Origin of the sequence: Prevotella sp. ICM33 (assembly GCF_000517825.1) — a bacterium.
Lineage (GTDB): Bacteria > Bacteroidota > Bacteroidia > Bacteroidales > Bacteroidaceae > Prevotella > Prevotella melaninogenica.
Map to the genome: position 1 here is coordinate 68881 of NZ_JACD01000036.1, position 26331 is coordinate 95211.

Here is a 26331-nt window from a genome sequence, read left to right on the forward strand (position 1 = left end):
AGTAGGGAAGTGAATGTAGAGGAGATTCTTAGCAAGGCTATAAACTGTTTAATGGACAGAAGGTTGAGTAATGCCATTGAGGTATTAGAGCAACTTTATGTTCAGCGTCCATCACTTATGGGTCACAGTGAGTTTGAAGCTATCAAAACTGATTATCAGTTGATGGTAGACTATATGGGAAGGGGCTTCTCAGATAGTCATCGTGAATCACTCTACAGCACATTGTTGCAGCGACTTTACCGTGTTGCTGCCGACCTTGAGATTAGCTGGCGATGCAAGAATGTTAGTGCATACGTTAACTCTTTTAGGGTAATTGACCACCTGAATACCAGCCATGACTTCGTTCGTACGGTTTTAGAATCATTTGTTTCAGACATTGCAATGCTCTCACTTCAACCAGAAGAAACAAGAGAACAGAAGAGTACTGAGTTATATGATCGTCACCAATCGTTTATGAATCGTCTTTTTAGTGCCTTATGGACATCGTGTCAATGGACTGATGATGATTGTAAATTCTATACAGAATTGCTCCTTTCTCCTACTGTTATGTCAACTGATCAGCAGGTAATTGTAAGTGCAATTAGCCTTGGTGCAATGAATCAGTTTGATATTAATAAGTTCAAAACACTTGTCAATGTATATCAGCAGGCTACAGACGAGCATGTAAGACAGCGTGCATTGGTGGGCTGGGTGTTAGCAGTCTTCGAAGGAATGGACATCTTCCCAGAGCAGGATGCGTTGATACGTGAGCTCTGTGAGAACCCTACTATCACTCGTGAATTACTGACTTTACAGATTCAGTTCTTCTATAGTAAGGATGCTGAGAAGGATAATGACAAGATTCAACGTGATATTATGCCTGATATCATGCGCAACTCTAATCTGACAATCGGGCGTCTTGGCATTATGGAAAAGGAAGAAGATGCGATAGAGAGTATCCTCCACCAAGATGCTGATGAGAAGCGCATGGAGCAGATGGAAGAGAAGGTACGCAAGATGATGGATATGCAGAAGCAAGGTTCTGATATCTATTTTGGCGGTTTCAGTCAGATGAAGCGATTCCCTTTCTTCAATGATATGGTGAATTGGTTTACTCCTTTCTACTTGAATCACCCTGCTTTACGCCCTGTGATAAGTAAATTAGGAGACACAAAGTTCTTAAATACTCTCATGGAAAGAAGTAATTTCTGTGAGTCGGATAGATACTCTTTTGCTTTTGCTTTAGAACAAATCATTAATCAGTTACCATCTGATATTAAGGAGGTAATAGGTTCTGATGCAATGTTAGGACCGTTGGCAGAAAGTGATGATGTGGAAGATGCTATTAGTATTCGTCGTACCTACTTACAAGACCTTTACCGTTTTTTCCGTCTTTATCATACAGCTAATGACTTTATCAATCCATTTGAGGATAATGGTAAGGGTGACTTTGTTGCTGATACCTTCTTCTTTACGTATAAATCCTTCATGGGTACAGGGCTCGATGATGTCAAGTTGCGCTTGGCTTCACACTTATATAAGCATCAGCAGATGACGGAACTTGCAGAACTGCTCACTACTTTCCAGAGTGCAGACCCACGATATGCCATCTTAATGGGCTATACGAATATCCATATGGGTAAGGCTGAGTTTGCTTACCAGTTCTTCGACTATGCGTTGAAGGCTGAGCCTGATAATCAGTGGGCGCTGAAAGGAAAAGCAAGAGCAGCACTTGACGCAGAGGATTATAAAACTGCAGAAGAGGTATATACGGAGTTGCTGAAATTAGAACTAGGTAATAAGAATTACACAATGAATCGTTGTGTTGCTCTTTTGAAGTTAGGTAGGACAAGCGAGGTGCGTGAAGAGTTATTCCGTCTTGACTATCAATATCCGGAAGACATGAATGTGAAGCGTGTTCTTGCATGGGCAATGCTGTCGGATAATAGTCTTGATAAGGCTTCACAGTTGTATGACACGCTGCTGACATCAACTCCAGCGCATGAAGATTATCTGAATGCAGGCTATTGTCAGTGGGCTATGGGTAATGTTCAACGTGCTGTTGAATTGTTCCGTGAATGGATGGTAAAGAGTGGAAAGAGTACTGAACAATTATTAGAAGAGTTCCGTAGTGATGCTGACACATTGGAGATGTACGGTATTTCTGAAACTGACTGCTTCTTAATGTTGAGTTTAGTTGGTTAATATCAACTATTAATAGGTGTTCAAATACTTAATAATTAAACTGTTGTGGTATAAAAAAGCCATAATAGAATTTATCAATTTATATAGATTAATAGGATAATGAACGAACAGATACACGAGAAACTGAAAGAGATTAAACAGTCTTTCCGCCTCTTGATGAATGGAGTTGCATCGCACTCTATGCGTCAAAAGGGTGTTACGTATAAGATAAACTGGGGAGTACCAATCCCTGATTTGCAGAAGATGGCAGTTGAATATGGTAAGGATTATGAACTCGCTATAGAACTATGGAAAGAGGATATTCGTGAGTGTCAGGTACTGGCTACGCTTATTATGCCAGCTGAGAAAATGGATGAAGACCTTGTGGAAGTATGGATGGAACGCCTTCGTACACAAGAAATGGCTGAGTTATTGGCTTTTAATCTTCTTCAGTATCTTGACTTCGCACCAGCTTTGGCATACAAGTGGATAGCTTCAAACCGTGATATGTATCAGCTTTGTGGCTATCAGTTGCTTGCTCGTTTGTTTGCTCGTGGTATGGAACCTAATGAGCGAGGGATTAATGAGTTCCTTGATCAGGCACACACAACGTTAGCAGGTGAGAGCCTACCATTGAGACATGCTGCATATAATTGTGTTCTAAGTTTCTGCGAATTAGGAGAAGACTTCGATACTATAGCACAGAAAGCGCTTGCTGATCTTAATATCCTTTAGTATAAAGTGATAGTAGAAAAACTACTCTTTTATCAATAAGCTAAAGTAAGGATGTCTTCTTTTTAAGGCTTTATAATGTTTTGTTAGAAGAACTATTACAGTCTTTTTTTCCTATTCTCTACCAACGTATAGCTACTTTTCAAATGGCATATTGCTGCTTAGTACATGTGGTGCGGATGCTTAACACCATATGTGCGCATGCTTAGCACGACATGTGCGGATGGATGACACCAATGATATTGAGGGCAAAATACGATAGAATAGGGTGTAGAATTGAGAGAAGATAATCATTAGATAAGAGAATATTACCCATAGAAAAAGCCGACACACCATTTGGCGCATCGGCTTTTCTTTTTTATTTGTCTGCTGTTCATCGAATTCAACAGCTTACGATTTAATTTCTGGTCTTTTGGTTACTTGATAATTACTAATCAAGATTAATCTTCTTTGAAACAATCAATGCCTCTGCAATTACTGCTGCAACGATAGTAACAATACCAAATGTCAACATAATGTTATCCTTTCTTCTTTTGTGCGGAACCCCTTTGGTTCTGCGGTTATTACTTATTTTTCTTTGCGAATTCAGTGCAAAGGTAGGAAAGATATTTGACATAGCCAACTTTTTTAGTCTTGTTTGCGATATAATACGTGGATGCTTGATGTAAGTCAATAGTATTGACTATGGTCAAAAAGTAACTAAAAAGATTTCAAAAAAGTTCGTATAAATTTGTTATGATTACTTAGAAAACGTATCTTTGCATACGATTAAGTATTTAAGATAACATACATTTATGGATAGGCTCATTATTAAGAACCAAGAGTTTGACAGCAGTATGGATGCTCGTTTCCTCGAGATTCAGAATGCTCGTCGTCAGGCTTTGGCTCAGAAGGCTAAAAAGCACTAAAACAAACGCATCGCGTTAGTAGCTATTCGTTGCTCGGTAATGCGAATTAGGTAAGAAAACGTGTACAAGATTAATCTTAGAAAACAAGAAAAGACCCAATCATCATCAAATGATTGGGTCTTTTCTTATAGTGATTTAGTTAATCACTTACTATTTTTATTATGTTTGTTTAGAAGTCGACATCCTCTCCAACCTCATCGGCTTGCATTTCCAAATCCTCTGGGTTGGTGTCGAATGTGGTACGATAGCTTTCTTCAGTGAGCTTGTCCTCATCGAAATCCTCATCGTCCTCATCGTCTGTACCTCTCTCTTCTTCAGGCATCATTTCGTCTTCATCATCCAAATCCTTCAAGTTTTCTTCTTCTCCAATCTCATCAAATGATGAAAGTTTAGTAGTAGGTACGTTTGAAATTGGCTTTTCCTTAGCAAAGATAGCTTCTGTCCATGAGCCCTTTGAAATCTCAAGAACTTCGAAGCCATCAGCGACTTTCTTCTCATAAAGACCACCTGGTTTCTTCAGACGAGCGGTCGGAAGCGTAGTTGTACTTATATCAAATCCACTTAAGATAATATCCTGTACGCTCTGTGGAAGGCTCTCCCAACCACCGCCAAAGTTACGCTCAAGTACTTCTATTAGCTTTTGAGCTGATATATGATGGATATTTTCCCAAGTTAAATCAGTAATACGTTGGATTGATTTTTTCTTTAAAGCCCATTTTACAGTGGTACCCTCATCAAGTCTAACTTGACCAACTTGGCAGCCACGTTCTTCGTATTTCTTGATAACTTCAGGCTTATCAACCTTAACTTCTTCTATGGTAAAGGCACTTTTGATTACATCAATATAATGACGCTCATTATCCCTTAAGTCGGCGTCACGTTCTGCTTGTGCCCAAAGGCGGAAGACATCGTTTTCCTGAATGTCCCACACATTGCTTTTTGTTAGATTCTTTAACGATAGTGCTTGTCCTTGTCGCTTCATATTGTGTTTACTTTTTCATTTTGCTTTATGGTATAGCTTTGTGCAAAGCCATACCCTCAGACCTGCTGCAAAAGTATATACTAAAACGTAAACTTCCAAACTTTTTCGCTGAAAAGTTATCCAAAAGTGAGAAATAAGCACAATTTGAAAACGCTATTTACTAAGGTAGGGTGTGCAGTTCTTGATTTCTATAGGTAAAGCCTTTGCTTTACACTTCTCTGCAGTGATGCTTAACTCCACAAGACAAGCCCGTGAATTCATTGGTTTTCTTTGGTCAAAGATAAAGTTTCCAATGCCATAATAGATTGGTTTTCCTCGATATGTCTCTATTGTTTGGAGTGTATGACTATGGTGACCAACAATAGCGTCAGCCCCTGCGTCTATTAGTTTGTGTGCATCTTCACGCTGCTGTGGAGTGGCTCTGAAGTGGTGTTCCCATCCCCAATGTAGTATAAGGAGAATATAACAATTCTTATCTGTGGCTCGTAAGCGTTTAACTCGCATGATAAGACTATCTATACTCTCCTGACTAACACAAGGTTTTTGAGGAAGATAGAGGAAGTTTTCTAAGGGTAAACGTAGGGATGAAACTACCCAAACATGGCGTGGATTTGTAGAAATGAGTACTGGCTCTGCTGCTTCTTCCATATTTCTACCAGCTCCGATAGGTATCATTCCTGCCTTTTTAATCTGTTCTTGTGTGTCTAAAAGTCCATTTCTTCCTTGGTCAATACTATGATTATTGGCTAAGTTGAGGTGTGTTATGCCATGACAACGTAGTGTAGGCAACCATTCAGGTTCCCCTCTAAAGATGAAACGTTTGAACACACGCTCCCTAATTTTAGTCACAGGGCACTCTAAATTGGCAATTACATAGTTGGAAGATTGGAACAACGAGTCGATACCAGATGAAAAAAGAGCATCAACTCCTGCCATGTCAATCTTCTGTCTTATCCCTCTGTCAAGTAGAAGGTCACCTGTAATAACGATACGTAAGGTGTCGTCTACCTCTTTAGAAGTAGACTTCTTTTTGTCTATATCATTAACTCCTATCCCGCTGAAAGATAGTAGGATAGGAGTTAGCAAGCATATTGTAACTTTAACAGCCCGAACTATAGAATGTCTCTTCATCATCAGCACTCATTCCTTTTACTGGAGCTATGATCTCTTTCATCCATGATGGCGTTCCACCTGTTGGTGACTTCTTTAATTCCTCTTGCCATTCTTCGTCCGTCATGCGTGGGTCTGACATCAATCTTGTAAACTCACGATAAGAGAAGACGGAGCCACGTGTAAGGTAAAGGGAGCCATCAATCTCTACAACAACGTATATTTCGTAGGCTGGACCAACACCTTCATAAAGTACACACATGTCATCTATGGCAACATTCTCACCTGCAGCTGTGAAGACGTCAGCAACAACAGCAACCTTCTTGTCGGTACTCACCACATCCGACCAGCCCTGCAACATCTGGTTATCTTCGCTGACAAGCTCCAAAGAGATATTCTCTACAGTTGATCCAATGATTTCAATCTGGTTGTATACCTCGTCAGTTATCTTCCCACCATTCAGTTCTTTCTTACTGATATCACGGCAGAATTCAGCCATTTCCTTTATTCGTTCATATACAGCCTTTGCCTTTTCAGTCTGTAAATTGTAAGTGGTGAGAACTTTATCCATTTTTGTTACAAGTGCAATAGCTTTCTCCCAGAACTTCACGTTAGGCTCAATATAACCCTTTACGACAGGTGGTTCTGGACCTCCAGAGCCACACTCTGCCACCATAGGCTGCTTTGCATAGAGGATAGCATCATGCTTTAATTCAGCCCAAGAAGCAAGTGCTGTGTTCAAATTCTTCTTCTGCCATTGTGGTGTCTGCATGAAATAAGGAAGCGACTGTGCGGTGTCACCTAATGACTGGAGCGTGTACATCCATTGATTTGCTACACAAGCCTCCCAAGGAGTATTAGCAACTTTCTTACGAGCAGTGGTTAATGCCTTTGGAAAATCCTTCCATTTCTGTGCTTCTTTCAGCTCGTCCATGAGAATACGTTCGGCACCTGGCAATCCCATGACAGCCATCCAGTCGAGTCCCTTTGGACATGGGCGGAGAGAGATAGGGCTATCTTGATCCGTAGTAGCTATCAATGCCTCTGCATCAGGTTGATAACGCTGTGGCATAATATCTACAACATATTTGGTTCCATGTGTTTTCTTCAACTCGATACGTGTCTGTTTCTTTGCTATTGCTTCAATGTTTGCTGTCAGTTTACCCATGTCTTTATTTGAAGATAATAGCTTTTCTATAGGTAAGTTCATCTTCTTAACAAGTTCTGCAACCTGTATGAGGGTAACATTATCAGGTGTTCCCATAAGATAAGTGATTGGTTCACTTACCTTGTCGTATATGGTTTTAAGTTTTGGTTGTTGGTTGAAGATATTGGCAATAAGTGCAATCTGCTTCATCTTAGCAGGTTTGTCCGTACCAAAATGGGCTGTTTGCAACCACATCATACCACGGAAGTAACGACTACAAACCTTAGATCGGGTATAGTGACCACGTGGACGGAAGAGCGAATAAGCAAACATTCCTGTATGAGAGTCATATTCAAGCATCTCAGAATATCCATTTTCAGCCTCGAAAGACTTAGTAATTTCTTCCATTACCATCTTCTTGTATGCTTCTGGGGCATTCAGTGTAGCTATTGATTTTGGTGCTTTATCATGACTAAAGAGCCAAGATGCGACTGCAAACCATGCCTGACCATATTCTGCTGCAGCCTTTATTTCTGCATTCTGACTGCTTGTAAGTGTCTTCATCTCTGCTCCCATTTTGGAAGAAAAGACAATCATTAGGGAGTCCAAGTGCTTCTCCTCTACATCACGTAGAACACAATCAAAATAGAGGTGGAAAAGTTGTAGATAGAGATCGGTGGTAACGAAGCTCGGGAAATCAGCATAATCGTTCTTCTCATATACGTGGAAAAGCTGATTATGTTCGGCAGGAACAATCGCAAAACCATTCTGTCCCAACATGCTATATAGCTTTGGGTCAAACTCTTTCAGCTGGAATGGGTTGATAAGGTTCTTCATATTCACCACGTCCTTACTATTCGCTGGTTTAAAGTTCAGCTTTCGTAATTCAGCTTCTCTTGCACGGATGCGCTCTGTAAAGGCAAGTTGTTCTTTCGTATAACGTGGTGAGAACTTCTTACCAGTGGTCTCTTCTTTTTCAGAGACATCCCAAAGTGCATCGTTATACCATGTTGTTGTATTATATAATGCACGTAAGGTTGCATCTTTGAAAGGGTATCCCTGCCTTGCAGCAAAGGCGTTTCTGATTGCACGTAGCTCTACAAGATTGAGTTTAGAGATGTCCATCTGCGTATCAATCTTACCCTTCAATTTTTCAATATTGACTTTTCCTGCACCAGGAAGAATAAGTGGAGCCTTCTTCTCTTGGGTACGTTCAATATATGCATCACCTGTGTTGCCAACTGACTTTTCACTTTGTGACCACGCAGTAGGTGAGAATAACAAGATTAGTAATGCAATAGCTACAGTTCTGGATGCGTTCTTTTGCATTCGCTTGTAATAGGGATTGTGTTTCATCTTGTTTGGGTTTAAATTGTTATATTTTAGTTTTATTCGTTCGAAGTAAATCGTTTTAGGGCTTCTTCGTGGTTAATCGCTTCAGTTAAAAAGCGCACGAAAGAGAGTCCAAAGTCGTCCCAAACATAGTCTGCAACAACGTATTTATTATCGGTGGTTGCTTGTAATGTACGTACGTATGGTTCAATAAAACGAAAATCGCATAGTATTCCACCCATTCGCGACCCCATCCACATGGGGCGTATTTTACCATTTATTTGCTTAAAGATGAAGAGGCGGCGTGCAGGTTGTGGATAGAAGCGAGTCGGTTTGATAACCCCAACGATTGCTTCGTCCTTTCCATCTCCATTAATATCGCCTGTTACGAGTCGATAAACAGGGTAGGGAAGCCGCCATTTCGCAATAGCTGTTCTGCTTTTTTTATTCTTCTCTTGTCTTTTCAGTGCTGTCTTGCTTTCTATCTTAGGATATAAACAAAGCCATGAAAGTGAGTCGCTGACGTGTTCCAACTCAAAGGTCAAGGGCTGTTGTGCCATAGTTCTTCCTACAATGAGGAAAAAGAGCAACATACAACTTATTCGCTTGTATTTATCTTTAAACATATATGGTTACAAATATAGGCACTTTAACGGATAAAACAAAATATTTCAAATAAAAAATCCTGATTTCACCGACGTGAAATCAGGACTGGCTGCATGTCTTCGAAATCCCAACATGAGATAGAGTGGGACCCATGACAATTTTGTTATCCTTCACCTTAAAAAACTAACCTATGTATTTCGTGCTCTTATTTGCGTGAATTATCCTTGCGTGGTTAACGCAACTAAGTAGCTATATATTGCTTTTGATGTCTTTAGTAAAATAGTTTTTATAACCTCTTTTCATCTCATACAAGTCAAATTAAATCTCAACTTGGCTTGTGAATATCTATAGAGGATTGGTTTCTTTTAGTCTTAAACAATCTGTGTTATGTTGTTGTTATCATCCTCTAATTCTATATATGCAAAGATAGAATATAATATTCAATCAAGCAAATTTTTTATTTAGATTGTTCGCGCTTTAACATTAAATTAACAATAATGACCTCTAAACGCATTGTTTTTGTTCAGGTTTCTACCATTTTTTATATTCTTTATGTCTAAAACGCTATTTCCTCTATTTTTATTCCAGCATGTTATTTTTACTTTAAGAATTAATTGCTATTCTATTTTTTAGTTGAGTGTTAACTTAGATATCGTTGTTTAGAATCCAATTTGTTATTGTTTTGTCATGATTTTTCATTCCCTTTATAAGTAAGATATGCTCTTTTGGCTTCAAGAAGACGCCTAATAGGCTTGCAAAAGGTGCCCTTTTGGAGTCTAAGTAACGCCCTTTTGAAGTCCAATTAAGCGCCTTTTAGTTTGCGGTTTTGTAACAGTCTGATAGTCTTTGGTTTACAACAGTCTTACAAACAGTATATTTTGACAGGTTTTAAAGCCTTTCAGCCCTTTGTTTTTGTAATAAAATTTCTTGCAACTAATTGTTGTTTAATATGGGTTTCTTTATCAGCTTTACTTATCAGTTTTGTATTATAACTATTGAGGTAGGGTAGGTAAAGAGCCAAAAAAGCTTCTTTTGGTTTATGTTTTAGTAGAAAAACGTTACAGAGAAAGGGGCTTATCTCCTTAGAATTATGTATCTTTGCAGGGATGAAATTCGCAATTATTGCAGCTGGCGATGGTTCACGACTGGCTCAAGAAGGTGTCACCGAACCCAAACCATTGGTGAAGGTAAGGGGAGAACGGCTCATAGACAGATTAATAAGGATTTTCATGGGAAATAATGCCACGGAGATTGTTGTTATCTGTAATGAGCAGATGTCTGATGTGGCAAGCCATCTGAAGATGATACAAGACAAAGGATTGAATGGATTGCCAGTCCCTCTACGATTTGTTGTAAAATCAACTCCGAGCTCAATGCATAGTTTTTATGAGTTGCGCAATTTCCTTCGTGATGACCCTTTTATCCTAACAACAGTCGATACAATCTTTGACGAGAGTGAGTTTCATGATTATGTTTTATCCTTTCAAGATAAGATAGCACAGGGGACAGACGCTTTGATGGGTGTTACAGACTATATTGATGATGAAAAACCACTTTATGTAGGTGTTGACAATGTCATGCGTATTAATGGTTATTATGATACACCTCAAGCCGATTCTTACTTTATTTCTGCAGGTATATATGGTTTGACAGCTCCCTCGCTTAATATTCTTGAGGCTTGTATAGAGAAAGGTGAGAGTCGGATGCGTAATTTTCAGCGTGCATTGGTTGCAGCAGGCTTGCAAATAGAAGCTTATCCGCTGACAAAGGTGTTTGATATTGACCATATAAATGATATAAGAAAGGCTGATGAAGGAGTAAATAACTTATCTTCTTGTTGTAAGGGGAAAACCCTGTTGATACAACGTGCAGCCTGCTATTCACCTAATTCTGAGGAGAAAGACTTAGCTATCTTGCAAGAGGTTGGTTGCTTCTTTGACGATGCTAAGATAATTAGTGAAGGTGAATTCGTTGAAAACTTTAGTACTGATAATCAGTTAATTTCAGCTGAATCGGTAGGCGCTGTAAATGTGTATTACCAAATTATTTCTATGGCTCGCAGTCCCAAAGCGTTAGATTGTCTTGAGCAGTTGGAGCAGAGTGGCATACGAGTTCTTAACCCATCGGTTGGAGTTCGGGCTTGTCAAAGGAGTAATGTAGATAAGGTGATGCGTGAAAACTATCTCCCATTGCCACCTGATAAGGGTGATGATGGGTATTGGGTAAAGCGTGCTGATGCATCGGCACAAAGTAAAGAAGACGTCTGTTTCTGTCATGATTGGTCAGAAGTCGAAAAGATAAAATCAACCTTTATGCAGCGTGGTATCACAGATGTTGTGACGCAAGCACACGTAAAAGGTGACGTTGTGAAGTTTTATGGTGTTGAAGGTACTGGCTTTTTCCGTTATTATTATTCAGGTGATGATACTGAAACAAAGTTTGGTGATGAAGAAAGGAATGGTAAGCCACAGTATTATTCATTTTCATCTTCTAACTTGCAAGCTGATGCGGAGAAGTTAGCTTGTTTATTACAGACGCCTATTTATGGTGGTGATGCGATAGTAAGGGAAGACGGCAGTTATGTTATCATTGATTTTAATGACTTCCCCAGTTTCTCAAAATGTAGGAAAGACGCTGCTAAGGCAATCTTTGAACGAATGAAATCGGCGGTTAAGTCTTCTCTTAAATCTTCCTTTAATGAGAGGTGTATGGATGATGTAGATAGTTGTAGTTAGTTGATAATCAATTATTATTCAACTTAAATCACCTGTAAATAATCAGAAAATAATGATGAAAGAACAACAAAATCACAGAGTATCTGCTCAGCAAAAAGGAGACAATTCTCATTTAACCATACAGAGTTCTTCTCCCTATTTGGGCGAAGGGCAAGATGGTAAGATGGGATTTTTCAGTCTACTTCGTGCCTCTTTCAAGTCTATGGACACGGAAGAATGGCTTGATATCTATTTTACTCGTCCCATAGGTTTGGCTTTTGCCCTGTTCTGGCATCGCTTGGGTGTTACACCTAATACTATTACCATTCTTTCTATCTTCCTTGGAATTGGTGCGGGTGTAATGTTTTTCTTTACCGATACCTTGCATAATATCATCGGAATTGTCCTCTTGATGTTGGCAAACTTTTGTGATTCAACAGACGGACAGTTGGCAAGGCTTACTCGTCAACAGTCTATGAAGGGTCGCTGTTTAGATGGATTTGCAGGTGATGTGTGGTTCTTCTCAATCTATCTTGCCATTGTCTTACGACTCTGGTATCAGCCAATACCCGGCACATCAGAGGTGTGGGGCTTTTGGGGATTAGGTTTGGCAGCTGTTGCAAGTTTGTTATGTCACTCCCCACAAAGTTCATTGAGCGACTATTATCGACAGATTCATCTTTATTTTTTGAAAGGTAAAGAAGGTTCAGAACTTGACTCGTACGAACGCGAACATGCTATTGTTGAAAGCTTGAAAGGAAAGAAGGGAGTCTTTTGGGACCGTGCTTTTCATAGTAATTATCAACGTTATTGTAAGAGTCAGGAGCGTAGAACTCCTGCTTTTCAGAAGTTTCATGCGGCATTGATAGAGAAGTATGGAAGTATAGATAAGGTACCACAGGAACTCAAAGACCGCTTCTTAGCTGGTAGCAGACCGCTGATGCCTTTTACAAATTTTCTTTCGTTCAATAGTCGTGCTATTCTTATCTACGTCACTTGTTTGTTGAATTGTCCGTGGATATACTTTGTGTTTGAGGTTAGTTTATATAATCTTCTGTACATCTATATGCACAAACGGCACGAAGATTTGTGTAAAAGTCTTACGCCAAAAGAGTAAATTATATGTTCCTTAGGCTGTATTTAAGATTGAAAATATGTTGAAGATTTACTTTTTCTGTTTATCATTTAATGTTGAATGACAGTCTATTACAATCTAATATTGCTTAAACCATTTAGAATGAACAAAGAGTTAAACGATATATCATTAAGAACAAAGAGAACACACGCTACTCAATGTGATGAGGAGGGAGGGTTAACTCTCCTCTTTGACTTTGGTGGTACGCTTGATACAGCAGGTTGTCACTGGGGAAAGTTCCTTTGGTATGCATACAAAAGAAACGGAATTCCAGTGACAGAAGAGCAGTTTCGTGAAGCTTATGTACATGCAGAGCGTACCTTAGGGAAGCAGCTTATTATACAGTCACATGACACATTTCTTTCGATGTTAACGTCTAAATTGAAATTAGAGTTTGAGTACTTAGTAGACTGTGGCTGGTTAGTGGCAGATAAAGTTGAGGCTGAACGGATGCAAAGAATTCTGTTGAATGATATTTATGACAAGGTAAAAGCCAATATAGCAGAGAGTAGAAAAGTGCTGTCGGACTTAAAGATGCATTATAGAATAGGCTTGGTGACAAACTTCTATGGCAACATGTCGGTTGTGCTTGAGGAGTTTGGCTTATCTTCTTATTTTGAAACCATAACGGAAAGTGCTGTTGTTGGTGTTCGAAAACCTGATTCACAGATATTTAATATAGCTGTGAAATCTATGGAAGTGAGGCCTGAAAACGTTGTTGTGATTGGCGATAGCTATACCAAAGACATACTTCCTGCACATGAACTTGGTTGTCATACCGTATGGTTAAAAGGCGAAGGGTGGACGTCTGAAGAGCCTACAACGTGTGTAGCAGATTATAATATTGAGAATTTAGTTGAACTACAACCTATATTAAGACAATATACGCCACTATAATGCGTTAATAAAATATTGCAGTAATAATCATGAAGCAAACAAATGTAAAGCCTGCAGAAGGTAGATTAGGAATAATGGTCGTTGGTTGCGGCGCTGTCGCTACGACCTTTATGACTGGAGTGTTAATGACACGCAAGGGTCTTACGAAGCCTATTGGCTCAATGACTCAATATGATAAGATCCGTGTAGGACGCGGAGCTGATAAGAAATATCTTCATTACAAAGATATTGTACCATTGGCAAACTTAGATGATATCGTCTTTGGTACATGGGATGTGTATCCTCAGAATGCTTATCAGGCTGCAGTATATGCTGAAGTGTTGAAGGCAAAGGATATCGAACCAGTACGCGAAGAACTGATGGCTATCAAGCCTTTGAAGGCAGCTTTCGACCGAAACTATGCTAAGCGACTTGATGGAGACAATGTTAAAGACTGCAAGACACGCTGGGATATGGTGGTGGAATTGCAGAAAGACATTCAGAACTTTAAGAAAGAGCATGGCTGCGAACGTGTTGTTGTCATCTGGGCAGCTTCTACCGAGATTTATGTACCATACGATGAGGCATACCATAAGACGCTTGAGCAATTGGAGTCAGCTATGAAGTCAGATGACAGAGAGCATATTGCTCCGTCTATGTGTTATGCTTATGCGGCTTTGACGGAAGGTTGTCCGTTTATCATGGGTGCCCCTAATACAACGGTTGACATACCTGCTATGTGGGAATTGGCTGAGAAGACACGTATGCCTATTGCTGGTAAGGACTTTAAGACTGGTCAGACATTGGTTAAGTCGGGCTTTGCTCCTATCATTAAGACACGTAACCTTGGACTTGCTGGTTGGTTCTCAACGAACATCTTGGGTAATCGTGATGGCTTAGTTCTTGATGAACCAGCTAACTTCCATACAAAGGAAGTAAGTAAGTTGTCGACACTTGAGACCATTTGTAGAGCAGATGAGCAGCCCGATCTTTATGGTAATATCTATCATAAAGTGCGTATCAACTATTATCCACCTCGTAATGATGACAAGGAAGGATGGGATAATATAGACATCTTTGGCTGGATGGGTTACCCAATGCAGATAAAGATTAATTTCCTTTGTCGTGATTCCATCCTTGCTGCACCATTGCTTCTTGACCTTACGTTGCTCTCTGATCTTGCTGCAAGGGCTGGTCGTTATGGTATTCAGCGTTTCTTGAGTATCTTCCTCAAGAGTCCAATGCACGATTTCACTCGTGGTGAGGAAGCTGTCAATAATCTCTTTGAACAGTATACAATGCTGAAGAATGCCATTCGAGAAATGGGTGGATACGAAGCTGATGAGGAGATTGATTAGTCATCTCCTCAATTAACAGAGAAGTCCTCCAAGTCCTTTTATGGGATGGGAGGACGCTTGAATGCAAAATGACGATAGTAAGTTGTCTTGCATGATTCTAAAACTAAAGTAAAATATGAATAGATTAATGAGGCTAAACATGCGTGATCATACATCTTCTGTCTTTGATAAGACAAGAGGAGGACGGCGAATGATAAGGTTGAGAGTGATAGTTGCTCTCCTCTTTGTGTTCGTATCATTTTCAGCACATGCATATACATTTAAGTCTTTGTACTTTAATTCAAAGCCTTATGTTATGCACATTGATTCATTGTTGGTGGGTAAAGACTCTTCGTTTGTAGGTAAAGATTCCTTGTTGACAGCAGCTGACTCGATGGGAATAGCAACTGATTCGTTGCTGCAAATGATGGACTCATTGGCTAAGATAGCCGCTAAACCAGCTGTGATAGATAGTACGCTACTTCAATGTTATGTGGTTGATTGGCAAACAGGAGATAGTATTCCTTATGCGAATGCAGTCTATCGGAATTTAAAGTTAGGTGCTTCGAGTGATGCGAATGGTCATTTCTCTATTGCAAGAAAAGTAGGAGAACAACTTACAATCACTGCTGTTGGCTATAAATCACGTAATATTAAGATTACTGCACATACTTCAAGAGAATTGAAAGTGACGCTTATCGCAGACTCTAAGCAGTTGCAGGGTATTGTTGTGAAGGCTAAACGTCGTCATAAATATTCACGTAAGGATAACCCAGCAGTAGAGTTGATGAGGCGAGTTATTGCTGCGAAAAAGCAAACTCACTTGGAAAACCATGATTATTATCAGTATGATAAGTATCAGAAGGTGACTATGGCGCTAAATAACCTTACTCCTGATGACCTTGAAGGCTCTATGTTTAAGAAAGCTCCTTGGCTTCTTGACCAAGTAGAAACTTGTCCTTATAATAACAAACTCATTCTTCCAATCTCTGTAGATGAAACGCTTACGCAGCATCTTTACCGTAAGAACCCACGTGATGAAAAGGATATCGTGTTAGGACAGTCTACTAAAGGTATTTCAAAACTTATACAAACAGGTGAGGCTTTGAATACGATTGTGAAGGATCTCTTTAAGGATATCAATCTTTATGATGACCAAATAGACCTTCTTCAGAAGCGTTTCCCTTCTCCAATAGGCTCTACAGCGATTTCGTTCTATCATTTTTATATCGACGATACGGTCTATGTTAATCAAGACAAGTGTATCCGTTTGCAGTTTATGCCAGCCAATCAACAAGACTTCGGGTTCCGAGGTGAACTCTACGTCTTAAACGACAGCTCCCTTCATGTTAAGAGATGCGATATGCAACTGCCTGCTAATACGGGCGTGAACTTCGTTGATGCGATGAAATTTGAGCAGGAGTACACTAAGTTAAGCAATGGGGAATGGGCCTTAACAACGGATAATATGGTTGCTGAACTTAAGATTACTGATTTCTTACAACATGCTATTGTTATCCGAACAACGGGTCTGACAAACTATGCCTTTACTCCTATTGATGATAAACTATTTAAGGGTAAGGCAAAGGTAACGTATGATGCGAATGCTAAATTGCGCGATAATGATTTCTGGGCAGCACATAGAACAACGCAACTGACGAAGAGTGAGGCTGGAATGGACTCATTTATCAAGCGTATGGCAAGCACAAAGCATTTCAAATGGGTGATGTTTGCGTCCAAGGCTTTGATAGAGAACTTCATTGAAACAGGTTCAGAAGACAAGCCAAGTAAGTTTGATATTGGTCCTGTCAATACTTTTATCTCAAAGAACTTTGTTGATGGCATTCGTTTACGTGCCTCTGCCCGTACTACAGCTAAGTTTAATCCTCATTGGTTCTTTGAGGGTTACTATGCTTATGGTACACGGTCGCGTCGTAATTATTACGGTGCAAAGGTAACATACTCGTTTAATAAGCCCGAGTATCAGCCTATTGAGTTCCCTATCCGTACCATATCTTTCGAATCAACAAGTGATGTTGAGTCTCCATCAGACAAGTATCTGAAGCACAATAAGGATAATATCTTCATGACTTTCCGCCCTATAAAGGTTGAGCAGATGTATTTTGTAAATCGTCAGAAGATTAACTTCATGTGGGAGACAGATTATGGATTGGCTACGAGTTTTGAGTTCCGTACAGAAAGTAATAAGCCAACAGGAAAGCTTGTGTATGAGAAAATGGATGGTACGCTGGTTGACAAACTGCGTGTGAGTGAGGTTAGTCTTGGATTTAACTATCGTCCAGGACAATCTTATGTCAACTCAAAACAGCAACGTATGGCAGTGAACCTTGATGCTCCTGAGTTTAATATTAAACATACAATGGGTATTAAGCATTTCTTAGGAAGTGACTTTAATACTAATCTTACGGAGGTTTCTATCTATAAACGTTTCTGGTTAGGAAGTTGGGGACATGTTGATACACGTGTACAAGGTGGTGCACAATGGAATAAGGTACCATTCCAATTCCTCATCACTCCTCCTGTAAACACGTCTTATTTCGAGCATCAAGGAACATTCAACCTCATGAAAGGACTTGAATTCCTTAATGACCGATATGCACAGTTTAATCTTGCATGGGACTTAGAGGGTAAGATTTTCAACCGTATTCCACTCATTAAGAAGCTGAAGTGGCGTGAGTATGTTGCCTTTAAAGGAATGTGGGGACATTTGACAGATAAGAACAACCCATATTTACCACAGAATGCTAATGATACGGAATTGTATAAGTTCCCTGTCGATACACGTGTTATGACACGCGACCCTTACATGGAGTTTGTTGTTGGAGTACATAATATCTTCAAGTTTTTGGAGGTAGATTACGTTCGTCGACTAACTTATACACATGCTCCGGGTATCTCAAAGAATGGTATTCGATTTGGTTTTAATTTGGTTTTCTAAGCCTTATAGACAAAAATAATTGTTCGTTCAGTATGATAAAGGATGTTCTTTTAGTAGGTATTGGAAGTTTTGTTGGTGGCAGTCTTCGAATGGTTATCTCGAAGTATGTACAACTTGCTGTAGTAGGTTCATTCCCTTTGGGAACAATGGTCGTCAACGTGCTTGGCTGTTTCCTTATAGGTATCTTCTCTTCATTATCCAGTGATAATGGCGGAGTCAATCCTGCTGTTCGCCTTATGCTCACTACTGGTTTCTGTGGAGGTTTTACAACCTTCTCTACTTTCATGAATGAGCATGCAACGTTATTAAAGGGAGGGGATGGTTTTATTATTTCTTCCCTTTATATCATTGCCTCCCTTGCATTAGGCTTTATTGCTTTATTAGCTGGTCGCCAACTTGTTATGTCTTTTCAATAATGTAATTATATTGCTCATTTAGCCCATTTGGATGTAAAGGTAATGGTTATTATATGAATAAGTAGGTGTTATATCCTTTCGATAATACAACTCTTTTCTTTCGTTTTGGGTATGTATGGTAAGCTATCTACCAACAACACGAATGGTGTTTGACGTTCGCACTACACGTGCTAAGCCTTCGCACGGATGGTGCGGATGACTTTCTGAACTTGTAACATCCATTATAAGAACAGGTAAAGACAAGACTCATATGGTTTTAAAGGGGGTAAGTAATGTTTGTCTTAGGGGATGTCGATGGCATTGGAAATGCTGACAAAGTGAATGTTCTTTGGCAATTTATAACCCCAAAGTATTCTTATACAAACCTAATGTATACAATCTTATTGATGCAAAATACATAGTGGAAATAACAAGAAATTATTTCTACATGGTTAGAGTGATGCAAAGCACATCGTGTTTTTTACTTAGTTTCTTTTCTATCTCCTTTCTTTTCTGTATCTTTGCACTCTGTAGAATATTAATAATTAAACAATTCAATAGTATATGAAAGCATTTGTATTCCCTGGACAGGGATCTCAGTTTGTTGGTATGGGTAAGGACCTCTATGACAACAACCCATTAGCAAAGGAACTTTTCGATAAGGCTGACGAGATTCTTGGCTTCAAGATAACCGAGATTATGTTTGCTGGTACAGACGAGCAGTTGAAGGAGACTAAAGTTACTCAGCCTGCAGTATTCCTCCATAGCGTTATTTCAGCTCTTTGCTTGGGCGATGAGTTCAAGCCAGATATGGTAGCAGGTCACTCTTTGGGTGAGTTCTCAGCACTCGTTGCTGCTGGTGCATTGAGCTTTGAAGATGGTTTGAAGCTTGTTGCTGCTCGTGCTAATGCTATGCAGAAGGCTTGTGAGCTGAACCCAGGTACTATGGCAGCTATCATCGGTTTGCCTGATGAGAAGGTTGAGGAAATCTGTGCATCTGTATCTCAAGAAGGTAAGGTTTGTGTAGCAGCTAACTTCAACTGCCCTGGTCAGTTGGTTATCTCTGGTTCAATAGAGGGTATCAATGAGGCTTGCGAGTTGATGAAGGCGGCTGGTGCTAAGCGTGCATTGCCATTGAAGGTAGGTGGTGCTTTCCACTCTCCATTGATGCAGCCAGCTAAGGATGAGTTGCAGGCAGCTATTGAGGCAACTACCTTCAATGCACCAAAGTGCCCTGTTTATCAGAATGTGGACGCATTGCCACACACTGGTCCAGCTGAGATTCAGAAGAATCTTATCGCTCAGCTTACATCAAGCGTACGTTGGACAAAGAGCGCACAGAATATGATTGCCGATGGTGCTACAGAGTTCGTTGAGTGCGGACCTGGTGCTGCTTTGCAGGGTATGCTCGGTCGTATCGACAAGACTGTTAATGCACACGGTGTATAAGGCTTACCTTATTATTAAGTGACTGATTCCCTCTTCCGTCCTCTTTCTTAAAAGTGAGGGGACGAAGGAGGGACTTTCTTTTTATTTTGTTTATGAAAACTAAATTAGTTATCTACCAAGTCTTCACCCGTACTTTTGGTAATAAGAATCTAACTAAGAAGGAGTATGGTAGCTTAGCAGAGAACGGAGTAGGGAAGATGAATGACTTCGATGAGGGTGTGTTACGTCACATTCATGACCTCGGTGTCACTCATCTTTGGTATACAGGAGTTATCCGTCATGCTACATGTACTGATTATTCATCCTTTGGTATTCCTATACAGAACCCTCGTGTCGTAAAGGGACGTGCTGGTTCGCCTTATGCTATTACCGATTATTATGATATCGACCCAGATATTGCGGTGGATGTGGATGCACGTATGGCAGAGTTTGAGTCTTTAGTTGCTCGTACACATGCTGAAGGTATGAAGATAATCATTGACTTTGTACCTAATCATGTAGCTCGTCAATACAAGAGTATTGCTAAGCCAAAGGATGTTGAAGACCTCGGAGAAGGTGATGATACAGGTAAGCACTTTGACCCTCAGAACAATTTCTATTACTGTCCGGGCGAACAGCTTGACCTCTCTGGAGTTGTTGAGAATACATACGCTCATGACGCTGAGCCTTATCATGAGTTCCCAGCCAAGTGTACTGGTAACGATCGTTTCGATTCTCACCCTCAGCAGAACGACTGGTATGAGACCATTAAGCTAAACTATGGTGTAGACTATTGTGATGCTGGTGGAAGAAGTTATCACTATCATCCTGTCCCTTCTACATGGAATAAGATGACTGATATCCTTCTTTTCTGGGCAGCAAAGGGTGTTGATGGTTTCCGCTGTGACATGGCTGAGATGGTTCCACATGAGTTTTGGACATACGCAACACAGCAGGTTAAGGAGCGTTATCCTGAAATGATATTTATTGGTGAGGTTTATGATCCTAATCAATATCGTATGTATGTAGAGTCAGGATTCGATTATCTCTATGACAAAGTTGGAATGTATGATTGTATTCGTGGTGTGATATGTGGTGAACGTTCCGCTTCGTCTATAACACATGAGTGGCAGAAGGTTGACGATATCCGCGACCATATGCTTTACTTTCTTGAGAACCATGATGAGCAACGTATTGCTTCTGATTTCTTCGTGGGTAATCCTTGGAAGGGAGTTCCGGGTATGATCGTGTCTGCTCTGCTTCAACAGAATCCTGTTATGGTATATGCTGGTCAGGAATTTGGCGAAAGAGGTATGGATAAAGAAGGTTTCTCAGGGCAGGATGGTCGCTCAACAATCTTTGACTATTGGACGAGTGATGCTATCTATAAAGGCTTCTTTAATCGTGATACTTTGATAACAGATGAGAAGAAACTCTCACTAATCTATCAAGGACTTCTCCGTTTTTGTAATTGGGAGAAAGCTGTGCGTGAAGGATTGACCTTCGATTTAATGTATGTCAACCAGCAGAGCCACCAGTTTAATCCTCATAAACAGTTTGTTTTCTTGCGTAAGGCAGACGATGAAGTGTTGTTAGTTGTTGCTAATTTCGACCAAGAACGAGTACAAATCAATGTGACTATTCCTGCTCATGCCTTCGATTTCCTTGGGATTCCAGAGCAGGAGGTTGAGATGACCGACTTACTTTCAGGCTTTGCAAAGGTAGTAGACTTGAAGCGTGACGGTCAGGTAGCATTGGATGTAGAGGCAAACTATGGTAGAATTTATAAGTTTAAAATATAGAAGTAGGCTGTGGATTACGTATTGAATTCGCATAACAAAGAGGAGTTCCCTCCTGCCCATACGGCTGAACATTTGCTGAATCAGGTGATGATTCGTATGTTTGGCACAGAGCGTAGCAATAATGCTCATATCGAACGGAAGAAGAGCAAGATGACTTTTATCCTTGATCATAAGCCTGATCGTAAGGAGGAAAAGGCGATAGAGGATGAGATGAATCGTTTGATTGCTGAAGACTTGCCCGTAACTTTTGAAATGGTCGACCACAATAATATCCCCGAAGGTGTCACTGTTGATAGACTACCTGAAGACGCTTCAGAGATGTTGCGACTCGTTCGTATCGGCGATTTTGATGTCTGCCTTTGCATAGGTAAGCACGTCCGCTCAACCGCTCAGATTGGTCGCTTTGAAATGTTGGGTACAAACTGGGATGAACAGAAACGTGCATTCAGAGTACGCTTTAAAGTCATTCCGGCTTAAAACGTTTATTAGACCATATATCAAACGCTCTCACTTGTTTTTTTTAGACAGGTGAGGGCGTTTTTGTTGATGCGAATTTATTTTACATTGTTACTAATGTTTCCCACTTAAAATAAGCATAAAAGCACTCTTCCCTACACCCTTGTAACTATCTTGTAATTAGTAAGTTACAAAAATGGTTTGCAAGAGGTGCTGAATTGGACTTCAAAAGGGCGTTAGTAAGACCTAAAAAGGGCATCTTTTAGAAGTTAATTGAGCGTTAATTCGAGTGTAATTAAGCCTTAATAAAAATCAAAGGGAGGAAAATTATTGACAAATTGACTTTCTCTTAGGTTTGAAGTCTAAGTTTTTATGAAATATGAAAAGTAGAGAAAAAAAGAAATCCGCCACCTTATATATTATAGGTTGCGGATTTCTAATGTTGTAAACCTTTCGTTTTATCTAACGACTTAGTTATTAGTTTAGGATTTATCGTTCTGTTCCTTCATATCAATGAACTGCTGATTTGCATCATAAAACTCATACTGCAAATAGGCAAGTTTCTGTGAAGGAATGATATTTACACCCCAACCATACTTCATTTGCCACTTACGTTTCAAGGAAATAAGACCCTTGTTAATGTAAGCTGCAACGTAAGGATGAACGTGCAAATAGAATTTCTTTACTCCAACCTTATTAACCAATCGGTCTATCTTACGCTCCAACTGATCGGTAAAAAGAATGCTTGAACGAATCTTACCACTACCGAAACAAGTAGGGCAGTTCTCATCTACATCTACATCCATTACTGGGCGTACACGCTGACGAGTAATCTGCATCAGTCCGAACTTGCTCAAAGGAAGGATATTGTGACGTGCACGGTCCTTCTGCATGTTCTTACACATACGCTCATACAGCATCTGGCGGTCTTCAGCAAGATTCATGTCGATGAAGTCAACGACAATGATTCCACCCATATCACGCAGTCGAAGCTGGCGAGCTAACTCATCGGCAGCACCAAGGTTGGTGTCAAGCGCATTCTGTTCCTGTGCTTTTTCTTTCGTTCTGTTTCCACTATTCACATCTACAACGTGCATTGCCTCTGTGTGTTCGATGATGAGGTAGCAGCCATGACCATAATTAATGGTCTTACCGAAGCTTGATTTTATTTGCTTCGTAACGTCAAAGTTGTCAAAGATTGGCACCTTACCAGTGTACTTCTTCACTATGCCCGCCTTTTCAGGGGCTATTAGAGAGACGTAGTGTCGAACGGCAGTGCAAATCTCGTCATCGTTGACGTAGATGTTTTCGTAGGTTGGATTGAAGAGGTCACGCAGCATCGCAACAGCACGTCCAGTCTCCTCAAACACAAGTTGAGGGCGTTCCTGCGTTTTCTGCAGTCTTGTGATTGCTTCATTCCAGCGGCTCAGTAGGACTTTCATCTCAGCGTCAAGCTCGGCTACGCGCTTTCCTTCAGCTACTGTACGGACAATTACACCGAAGTTCTTTGGGGTAATACTCTGTATGAGCTGTTTGAGGCGTGCACGTTCTTCTCCGCTTTTGATTTTAGAAGATACGCTAACTTTATGCCCAAATGGTATAAGCACCAGGAATCTGCCAGCGAATGATATTTCGCCTGTAAGGCGAGGTCCTTTGGTGGAAATGGGTTCTTTAACAATCTGTACCATCACCTCTTGTCCTACCTGCAGTGTGTTTTGAACTGTTCCGTCCTTTTGCAAGTCGGGTAGGCGAGTGGCTTTTTGAATGGGATAAAGTTTCTTGCGGTCGCTCTGAACCTGTTTCAGATACTTTGCATAGGAGTTGAATTGGCTCCCTAAGTCAAGATAATGAAGAAAGGCGTCACGCTCATAACCTACATCTACAAAGCAGGCATTCAGCCCTGGCATCAGTTTCTTTACCTTTGCCACGTAGATGTTTCCAACCGAGAAGCTCGCCTCTCTTGGCTCACGCTGGTATTCAACCAGACGCTTGTCTTCGAGTAGCGCTATCGAAATCTCTTTCGGTTGGGCATCAATAATTACTTCGCTTGTCATCTTCTTCGTTTGTTATAAGCTATCATTTAGCGTCTTTTATAGTCTCTACAATGATGCTAAAGGATACTTATAGATAAAATAAAAATGCGGAACCTGTCGTCGCACTTCCAGGGAAGAGAAGTATATTGCGATGACACGCCCCGCCATATTATTGAAAGTCAGTTGTAAAGCCTTTCAGCCTTGGGGCTTACTTGCTCTTATGTCTGTTCTTTCTTAATCTCTTTTTACGCTTGTGCGTAGCCATCTTGTGTCCCTTTTTCTTCTTTCCGTTTGGCATAGCTTTAAATTGTTTTAAATTGTTATTGTATTTATGTTTAATTTATTTCTTCATATCCTCGATGAAGGTCTTTGCTGGCTTGAAGCTTGGGAAATCGTGTGCTGGGATAGTGATAGTCGTGTTCTTTGAGATGTTACGAGCTGTCTTTTCCGCACGGTGCTTAACGATGAAGCTACCGAAACCACGAAGGTATACATTTTCTTTCTTCTCCAACAAACTGTCTTTGATGGTTTCCATAAAAGACTCAACCACAGCTGAAACGTCCTTCTTGGCGATGCCAGTAGACGTTGCAATCTCATTGATGATATCTGCTTTCGTCATTTTGTTTTTGTTCTTTATTGATGTTTATTTCTAATCTCTCATTATAACGGAATGCAAAGATACTCATTTTCAGCTTAATAGAGAAATATTTTTGTGTCTTTTTTGTAAAATATCTCGGTAAATGCTCTAAACTTTAAGGTTTTTCGTACCTTTGCGACATTATAAGTTGTATTTCATGCTGATGTGGAGTATTGGATTTAATGATGTTATAAGGACTTAAACTGTTACCAACACTTGCATAGAGATGATTCTTTATGAGTGGTTATTTGGTGTAAATTCTTATATATTTTGGTTTATTCATTTTTTCTCAGAAAGCAGTTTTTGCAAGACTTCTGTATAATTATATAAGGTGTATGAAGATTTCCATCGGTATAGATGTGGGTATTTCAACAACCAAGATTGTTGGAATCAGAGAGGGAAAGGTTATTAAACCTTTGCGTATCAAGGCTACTGATCCAGTAACGTCCTTGTATGGAGCTTTTGGAAAATATCTATATGACAATAGGATAGACCTGTCTGAGGTTGAGCGTGTTATGCTTACGGGCGTAGGCGCTCACTATATTGATAAGCCTGTTTATGGACTTCCAACGGCTAAGGCAGATGAGTTTTTGGCTGATGGCTTAGGTGCTCAGTTTGAGTCGAAGTTGCAACGTATGATTGTAGTTTCTATGGGTACGGGTACCTCACTTGTACTTTGTGATGGCAATGAGGTACGTCACATTGGTGGTATCGGTATTGGTGGAGGTACATTGAGTGGTCTTTCACGTTTGTTGTTACAGACTGATAATATTAACGAAATCATAGCTTTAGCCAATAAGGGAGATATTTCTCGTATCAATCTTCAGATTAAAGACATCTCAACCAGTCCACTTCCAGGCTTGCCAATGGATGCTACTGCATCTCTCTTTGCTAATGCACAGGCTAATGCAAGTCGTGAAGATATTGCCTTAGGCTTGATAGGTCTGGTGTTACAGTCTATCGGTTCAGCAACAATCTTGAGTTCTTTGAATAGCGATATCCGTGACTTTGTACTCATAGGTAATCTTAGCCTGTTGCCACAATGCGAACTCCTTTTCCCTGTTATGGAGAAGATATACGATGTCCGCTTTATTATTCCGAAGAATTCTGAGTATTGTACGGCAATCGGTGCAGCTTTACAAGCAGATAACATTGAGACAGTTTAATCATTGTTTATAAAGGATTACAGGCACTTTGTAGCGCTGTCTACAAAGTGCCTGTAATATTGTAGTAACCTGTCTGTTGTATAGATAGTTAAAAATAAATAGCTTTATCCTTTCTTTAAGATAATATATTACTTAAGGAGAGGATTTCTCCTAATTTGGCTAAGACTGTCAACTATCTATCCAATTCTCATCCTCTGACAATGAAAATCATTTCTTTTAGACTTTGAAAATATGCAGACAAAGGTTTGAAAAATAATTACATAATTTCAAGGAAAATATCTATAACTAACGGCGAAAATACATATAAGACGCAGGTTTGCAATCAGCAGAGAATCAAGTAGTTATCAAGTGGTAAAATAAAAGGTGCTTAATTGGACTTCAAAAGGGCGTTAGTTAGACCTCAAAAGGGCACC

Annotated in this window: 19 protein-coding genes; 12 read left to right on the plus strand and 7 right to left on the minus strand. The window is 40.0% G+C overall.

The features are described from left to right. Positions 1–9: 9 nt before the first annotated feature. Together HMPREF1505_RS04835 and HMPREF1505_RS04840 are read left to right on the plus strand one after the other, a co-directional pair. Entirely contained in the window at positions 10–2184 is a 2175-nt protein-coding gene (locus tag HMPREF1505_RS04835; RefSeq protein WP_036923324.1) for a tetratricopeptide repeat protein, read from the plus strand. Positions 2185–2283: 99 nt separating this feature from the next. Further along, a complete protein-coding gene (locus HMPREF1505_RS04840; protein ID WP_036923327.1) occupies positions 2284–2898 on the plus strand; it encodes a DNA alkylation repair protein in 615 nt (204 codons plus the stop codon). A gap of 427 nt (positions 2899–3325) precedes the next feature. Here HMPREF1505_RS04840 and HMPREF1505_RS04845 read toward each other — a convergent pair whose 3' ends face one another. The 5 genes from HMPREF1505_RS04845 to HMPREF1505_RS04865 form a co-directional block, all read right to left on the minus strand. Then, complete coding sequence (locus tag HMPREF1505_RS04845; protein WP_051412319.1) at positions 3326–3511, minus strand: hypothetical protein; 186 nt, start codon at positions 3509–3511, stop codon at positions 3326–3328. A 461-nt stretch (positions 3512–3972) separates the two neighbouring features. Continuing rightward, a complete protein-coding gene (locus HMPREF1505_RS04850) occupies positions 3973–4785 on the minus strand; it encodes a hypothetical protein (RefSeq protein ID WP_036923333.1) in 813 nt (270 codons plus the stop codon). Positions 4786–4938: 153 nt separating this feature from the next. Beyond that, positions 4939–5919: a CapA family protein gene (locus HMPREF1505_RS04855; protein ID WP_036923336.1), complete on the minus strand. Its 981-nt coding sequence runs from the start codon at positions 5917–5919 to the stop codon at positions 4939–4941. Beyond that, a complete protein-coding gene (locus tag HMPREF1505_RS04860) occupies positions 5885–8398 on the minus strand; it encodes a DUF3160 domain-containing protein (RefSeq protein WP_036923339.1) in 2514 nt (837 codons plus the stop codon). Before HMPREF1505_RS04860 ends, HMPREF1505_RS04855 begins: the two co-directional genes overlap by 35 nt. 32 nt (positions 8399–8430) lie before the next feature. Beyond that, complete coding sequence (locus tag HMPREF1505_RS04865; protein WP_051412320.1) at positions 8431–8967, minus strand: hypothetical protein; 537 nt, start codon at positions 8965–8967, stop codon at positions 8431–8433. A gap of 1119 nt (positions 8968–10086) precedes the next feature. On the opposite strand from HMPREF1505_RS04865, the gene HMPREF1505_RS04870 reads away from it, so the two are divergent. The 9 genes from HMPREF1505_RS04870 to HMPREF1505_RS13700 all read left to right on the plus strand — a co-directional run bounded on the left by HMPREF1505_RS04870 (position 10087) and on the right by HMPREF1505_RS13700 (position 22103). Further along, complete coding sequence (locus HMPREF1505_RS04870; protein ID WP_036923344.1) at positions 10087–11715, plus strand: sugar phosphate nucleotidyltransferase; 1629 nt, start codon at positions 10087–10089, stop codon at positions 11713–11715. A 52-nt stretch (positions 11716–11767) separates the two neighbouring features. Then, positions 11768–12811 carry a CDP-alcohol phosphatidyltransferase family protein gene (locus HMPREF1505_RS04875; protein WP_231480338.1) on the plus strand — a complete coding sequence of 348 codons (1044 nt, stop codon included), beginning with the start codon at positions 11768–11770 and terminating at the stop codon, positions 12809–12811. Between the two features lie 120 nt (positions 12812–12931). After that, on the plus strand, positions 12932–13726 hold the full coding sequence (locus HMPREF1505_RS04880) for an HAD family hydrolase (protein WP_036923347.1): 795 nt from the start codon (positions 12932–12934) through the stop codon (positions 13724–13726). A 29-nt stretch (positions 13727–13755) separates the two neighbouring features. After that, on the plus strand, positions 13756–15063 hold the full coding sequence (locus HMPREF1505_RS04885) for an inositol-3-phosphate synthase (protein ID WP_036923350.1): 1308 nt from the start codon (positions 13756–13758) through the stop codon (positions 15061–15063). Positions 15064–15253: 190 nt separating this feature from the next. After that, positions 15254–18001, plus strand: a complete 2748-nt coding sequence (locus HMPREF1505_RS04890) for a DUF5686 family protein (protein WP_369758970.1) — start codon at positions 15254–15256, stop codon at positions 17999–18001. 32 nt (positions 18002–18033) lie between these two features. Further along, a complete protein-coding gene (crcB, locus tag HMPREF1505_RS04895; RefSeq protein WP_036923356.1) occupies positions 18034–18417 on the plus strand; it encodes a fluoride efflux transporter CrcB in 384 nt (127 codons plus the stop codon). A gap of 543 nt (positions 18418–18960) precedes the next feature. Then, complete coding sequence (gene fabD / locus HMPREF1505_RS04900) at positions 18961–19845, plus strand: ACP S-malonyltransferase (protein ID WP_036923359.1); 885 nt, start codon at positions 18961–18963, stop codon at positions 19843–19845. A gap of 92 nt (positions 19846–19937) precedes the next feature. After that, positions 19938–21626 (plus strand): alpha-amylase family glycosyl hydrolase, encoded by a 1689-nt coding sequence (locus HMPREF1505_RS04905; RefSeq protein ID WP_036923362.1) that lies wholly within the window; start codon positions 19938–19940, stop codon positions 21624–21626. A 9-nt stretch (positions 21627–21635) separates the two neighbouring features. Further along, the gene (locus HMPREF1505_RS13700) at positions 21636–22103 is read left to right on the plus strand and encodes a hypothetical protein (protein WP_036923364.1); all 468 of its coding nucleotides are present in this window, start codon (positions 21636–21638) and stop codon (positions 22101–22103) included. 461 nt (positions 22104–22564) lie between these two features. Here HMPREF1505_RS13700 and HMPREF1505_RS04915 read toward each other — a convergent pair whose 3' ends face one another. Together HMPREF1505_RS04915 and HMPREF1505_RS04920 are read right to left on the minus strand one after the other, a co-directional pair. Then, positions 22565–24136, minus strand: coding sequence for an Rne/Rng family ribonuclease (locus HMPREF1505_RS04915; RefSeq protein WP_013265752.1), 1572 nt, complete (start codon positions 24134–24136; stop codon positions 22565–22567). A 319-nt stretch (positions 24137–24455) separates the two neighbouring features. Then, positions 24456–24752, minus strand: a complete 297-nt coding sequence (locus HMPREF1505_RS04920) for an HU family DNA-binding protein (protein WP_226893226.1) — start codon at positions 24750–24752, stop codon at positions 24456–24458. 335 nt (positions 24753–25087) lie between these two features. Here HMPREF1505_RS04920 and coaW point away from each other — a divergent pair, with 335 nt between their 5' ends. Next, positions 25088–25918: a type II pantothenate kinase gene (gene coaW, locus HMPREF1505_RS04925; protein WP_036923367.1), complete on the plus strand. Its 831-nt coding sequence runs from the start codon at positions 25088–25090 to the stop codon at positions 25916–25918. Positions 25919–26331: the final 413 nt, after the last annotated feature.

What these genes read in the sequence shown, in the direction of transcription:
- HMPREF1505_RS04855 (WP_036923336.1), bottom strand. Translation starts at nt 5,919, where the DNA reads ATGATGAAGAGACATTCTATAGTTCGGGCTGTTAAAGTTACAATATGC.
- coaW (WP_036923367.1), top strand. Translation starts at nt 25,088, where the DNA reads ATGAAGATTTCCATCGGTATAGATGTGGGTATTTCAACAACCAAGATT.
- HMPREF1505_RS04845 (WP_051412319.1), bottom strand. Translation starts at nt 3,511, where the DNA reads ATGTCAAATATCTTTCCTACCTTTGCACTGAATTCGCAAAGAAAAATA.
- HMPREF1505_RS04865 (WP_051412320.1), bottom strand. Translation starts at nt 8,967, where the DNA reads ATGTTGCTCTTTTTCCTCATTGTAGGAAGAACTATGGCACAACAGCCC.
- HMPREF1505_RS04875 (WP_231480338.1), top strand. Translation starts at nt 11,768, where the DNA reads ATGATGAAAGAACAACAAAATCACAGAGTATCTGCTCAGCAAAAAGGA.
- HMPREF1505_RS04885 (WP_036923350.1), top strand. Translation starts at nt 13,756, where the DNA reads ATGAAGCAAACAAATGTAAAGCCTGCAGAAGGTAGATTAGGAATAATG.
- HMPREF1505_RS04890 (WP_369758970.1), top strand. Translation starts at nt 15,254, where the DNA reads ATGATAAGGTTGAGAGTGATAGTTGCTCTCCTCTTTGTGTTCGTATCA.
- HMPREF1505_RS04915 (WP_013265752.1), bottom strand. Translation starts at nt 24,136, where the DNA reads ATGACAAGCGAAGTAATTATTGATGCCCAACCGAAAGAGATTTCGATA.
- HMPREF1505_RS04905 (WP_036923362.1), top strand. Translation starts at nt 19,938, where the DNA reads ATGAAAACTAAATTAGTTATCTACCAAGTCTTCACCCGTACTTTTGGT.
- HMPREF1505_RS04860 (WP_036923339.1), bottom strand. Translation starts at nt 8,398, where the DNA reads ATGAAACACAATCCCTATTACAAGCGAATGCAAAAGAACGCATCCAGA.
- HMPREF1505_RS04850 (WP_036923333.1), bottom strand. Translation starts at nt 4,785, where the DNA reads ATGAAGCGACAAGGACAAGCACTATCGTTAAAGAATCTAACAAAAAGC.
- HMPREF1505_RS04880 (WP_036923347.1), top strand. Translation starts at nt 12,932, where the DNA reads ATGAACAAAGAGTTAAACGATATATCATTAAGAACAAAGAGAACACAC.
- crcB (WP_036923356.1), top strand. Translation starts at nt 18,034, where the DNA reads ATGATAAAGGATGTTCTTTTAGTAGGTATTGGAAGTTTTGTTGGTGGC.
- HMPREF1505_RS04840 (WP_036923327.1), top strand. Translation starts at nt 2,284, where the DNA reads ATGAACGAACAGATACACGAGAAACTGAAAGAGATTAAACAGTCTTTC.
- fabD (WP_036923359.1), top strand. Translation starts at nt 18,961, where the DNA reads ATGAAAGCATTTGTATTCCCTGGACAGGGATCTCAGTTTGTTGGTATG.
- HMPREF1505_RS04870 (WP_036923344.1), top strand. Translation starts at nt 10,087, where the DNA reads ATGAAATTCGCAATTATTGCAGCTGGCGATGGTTCACGACTGGCTCAA.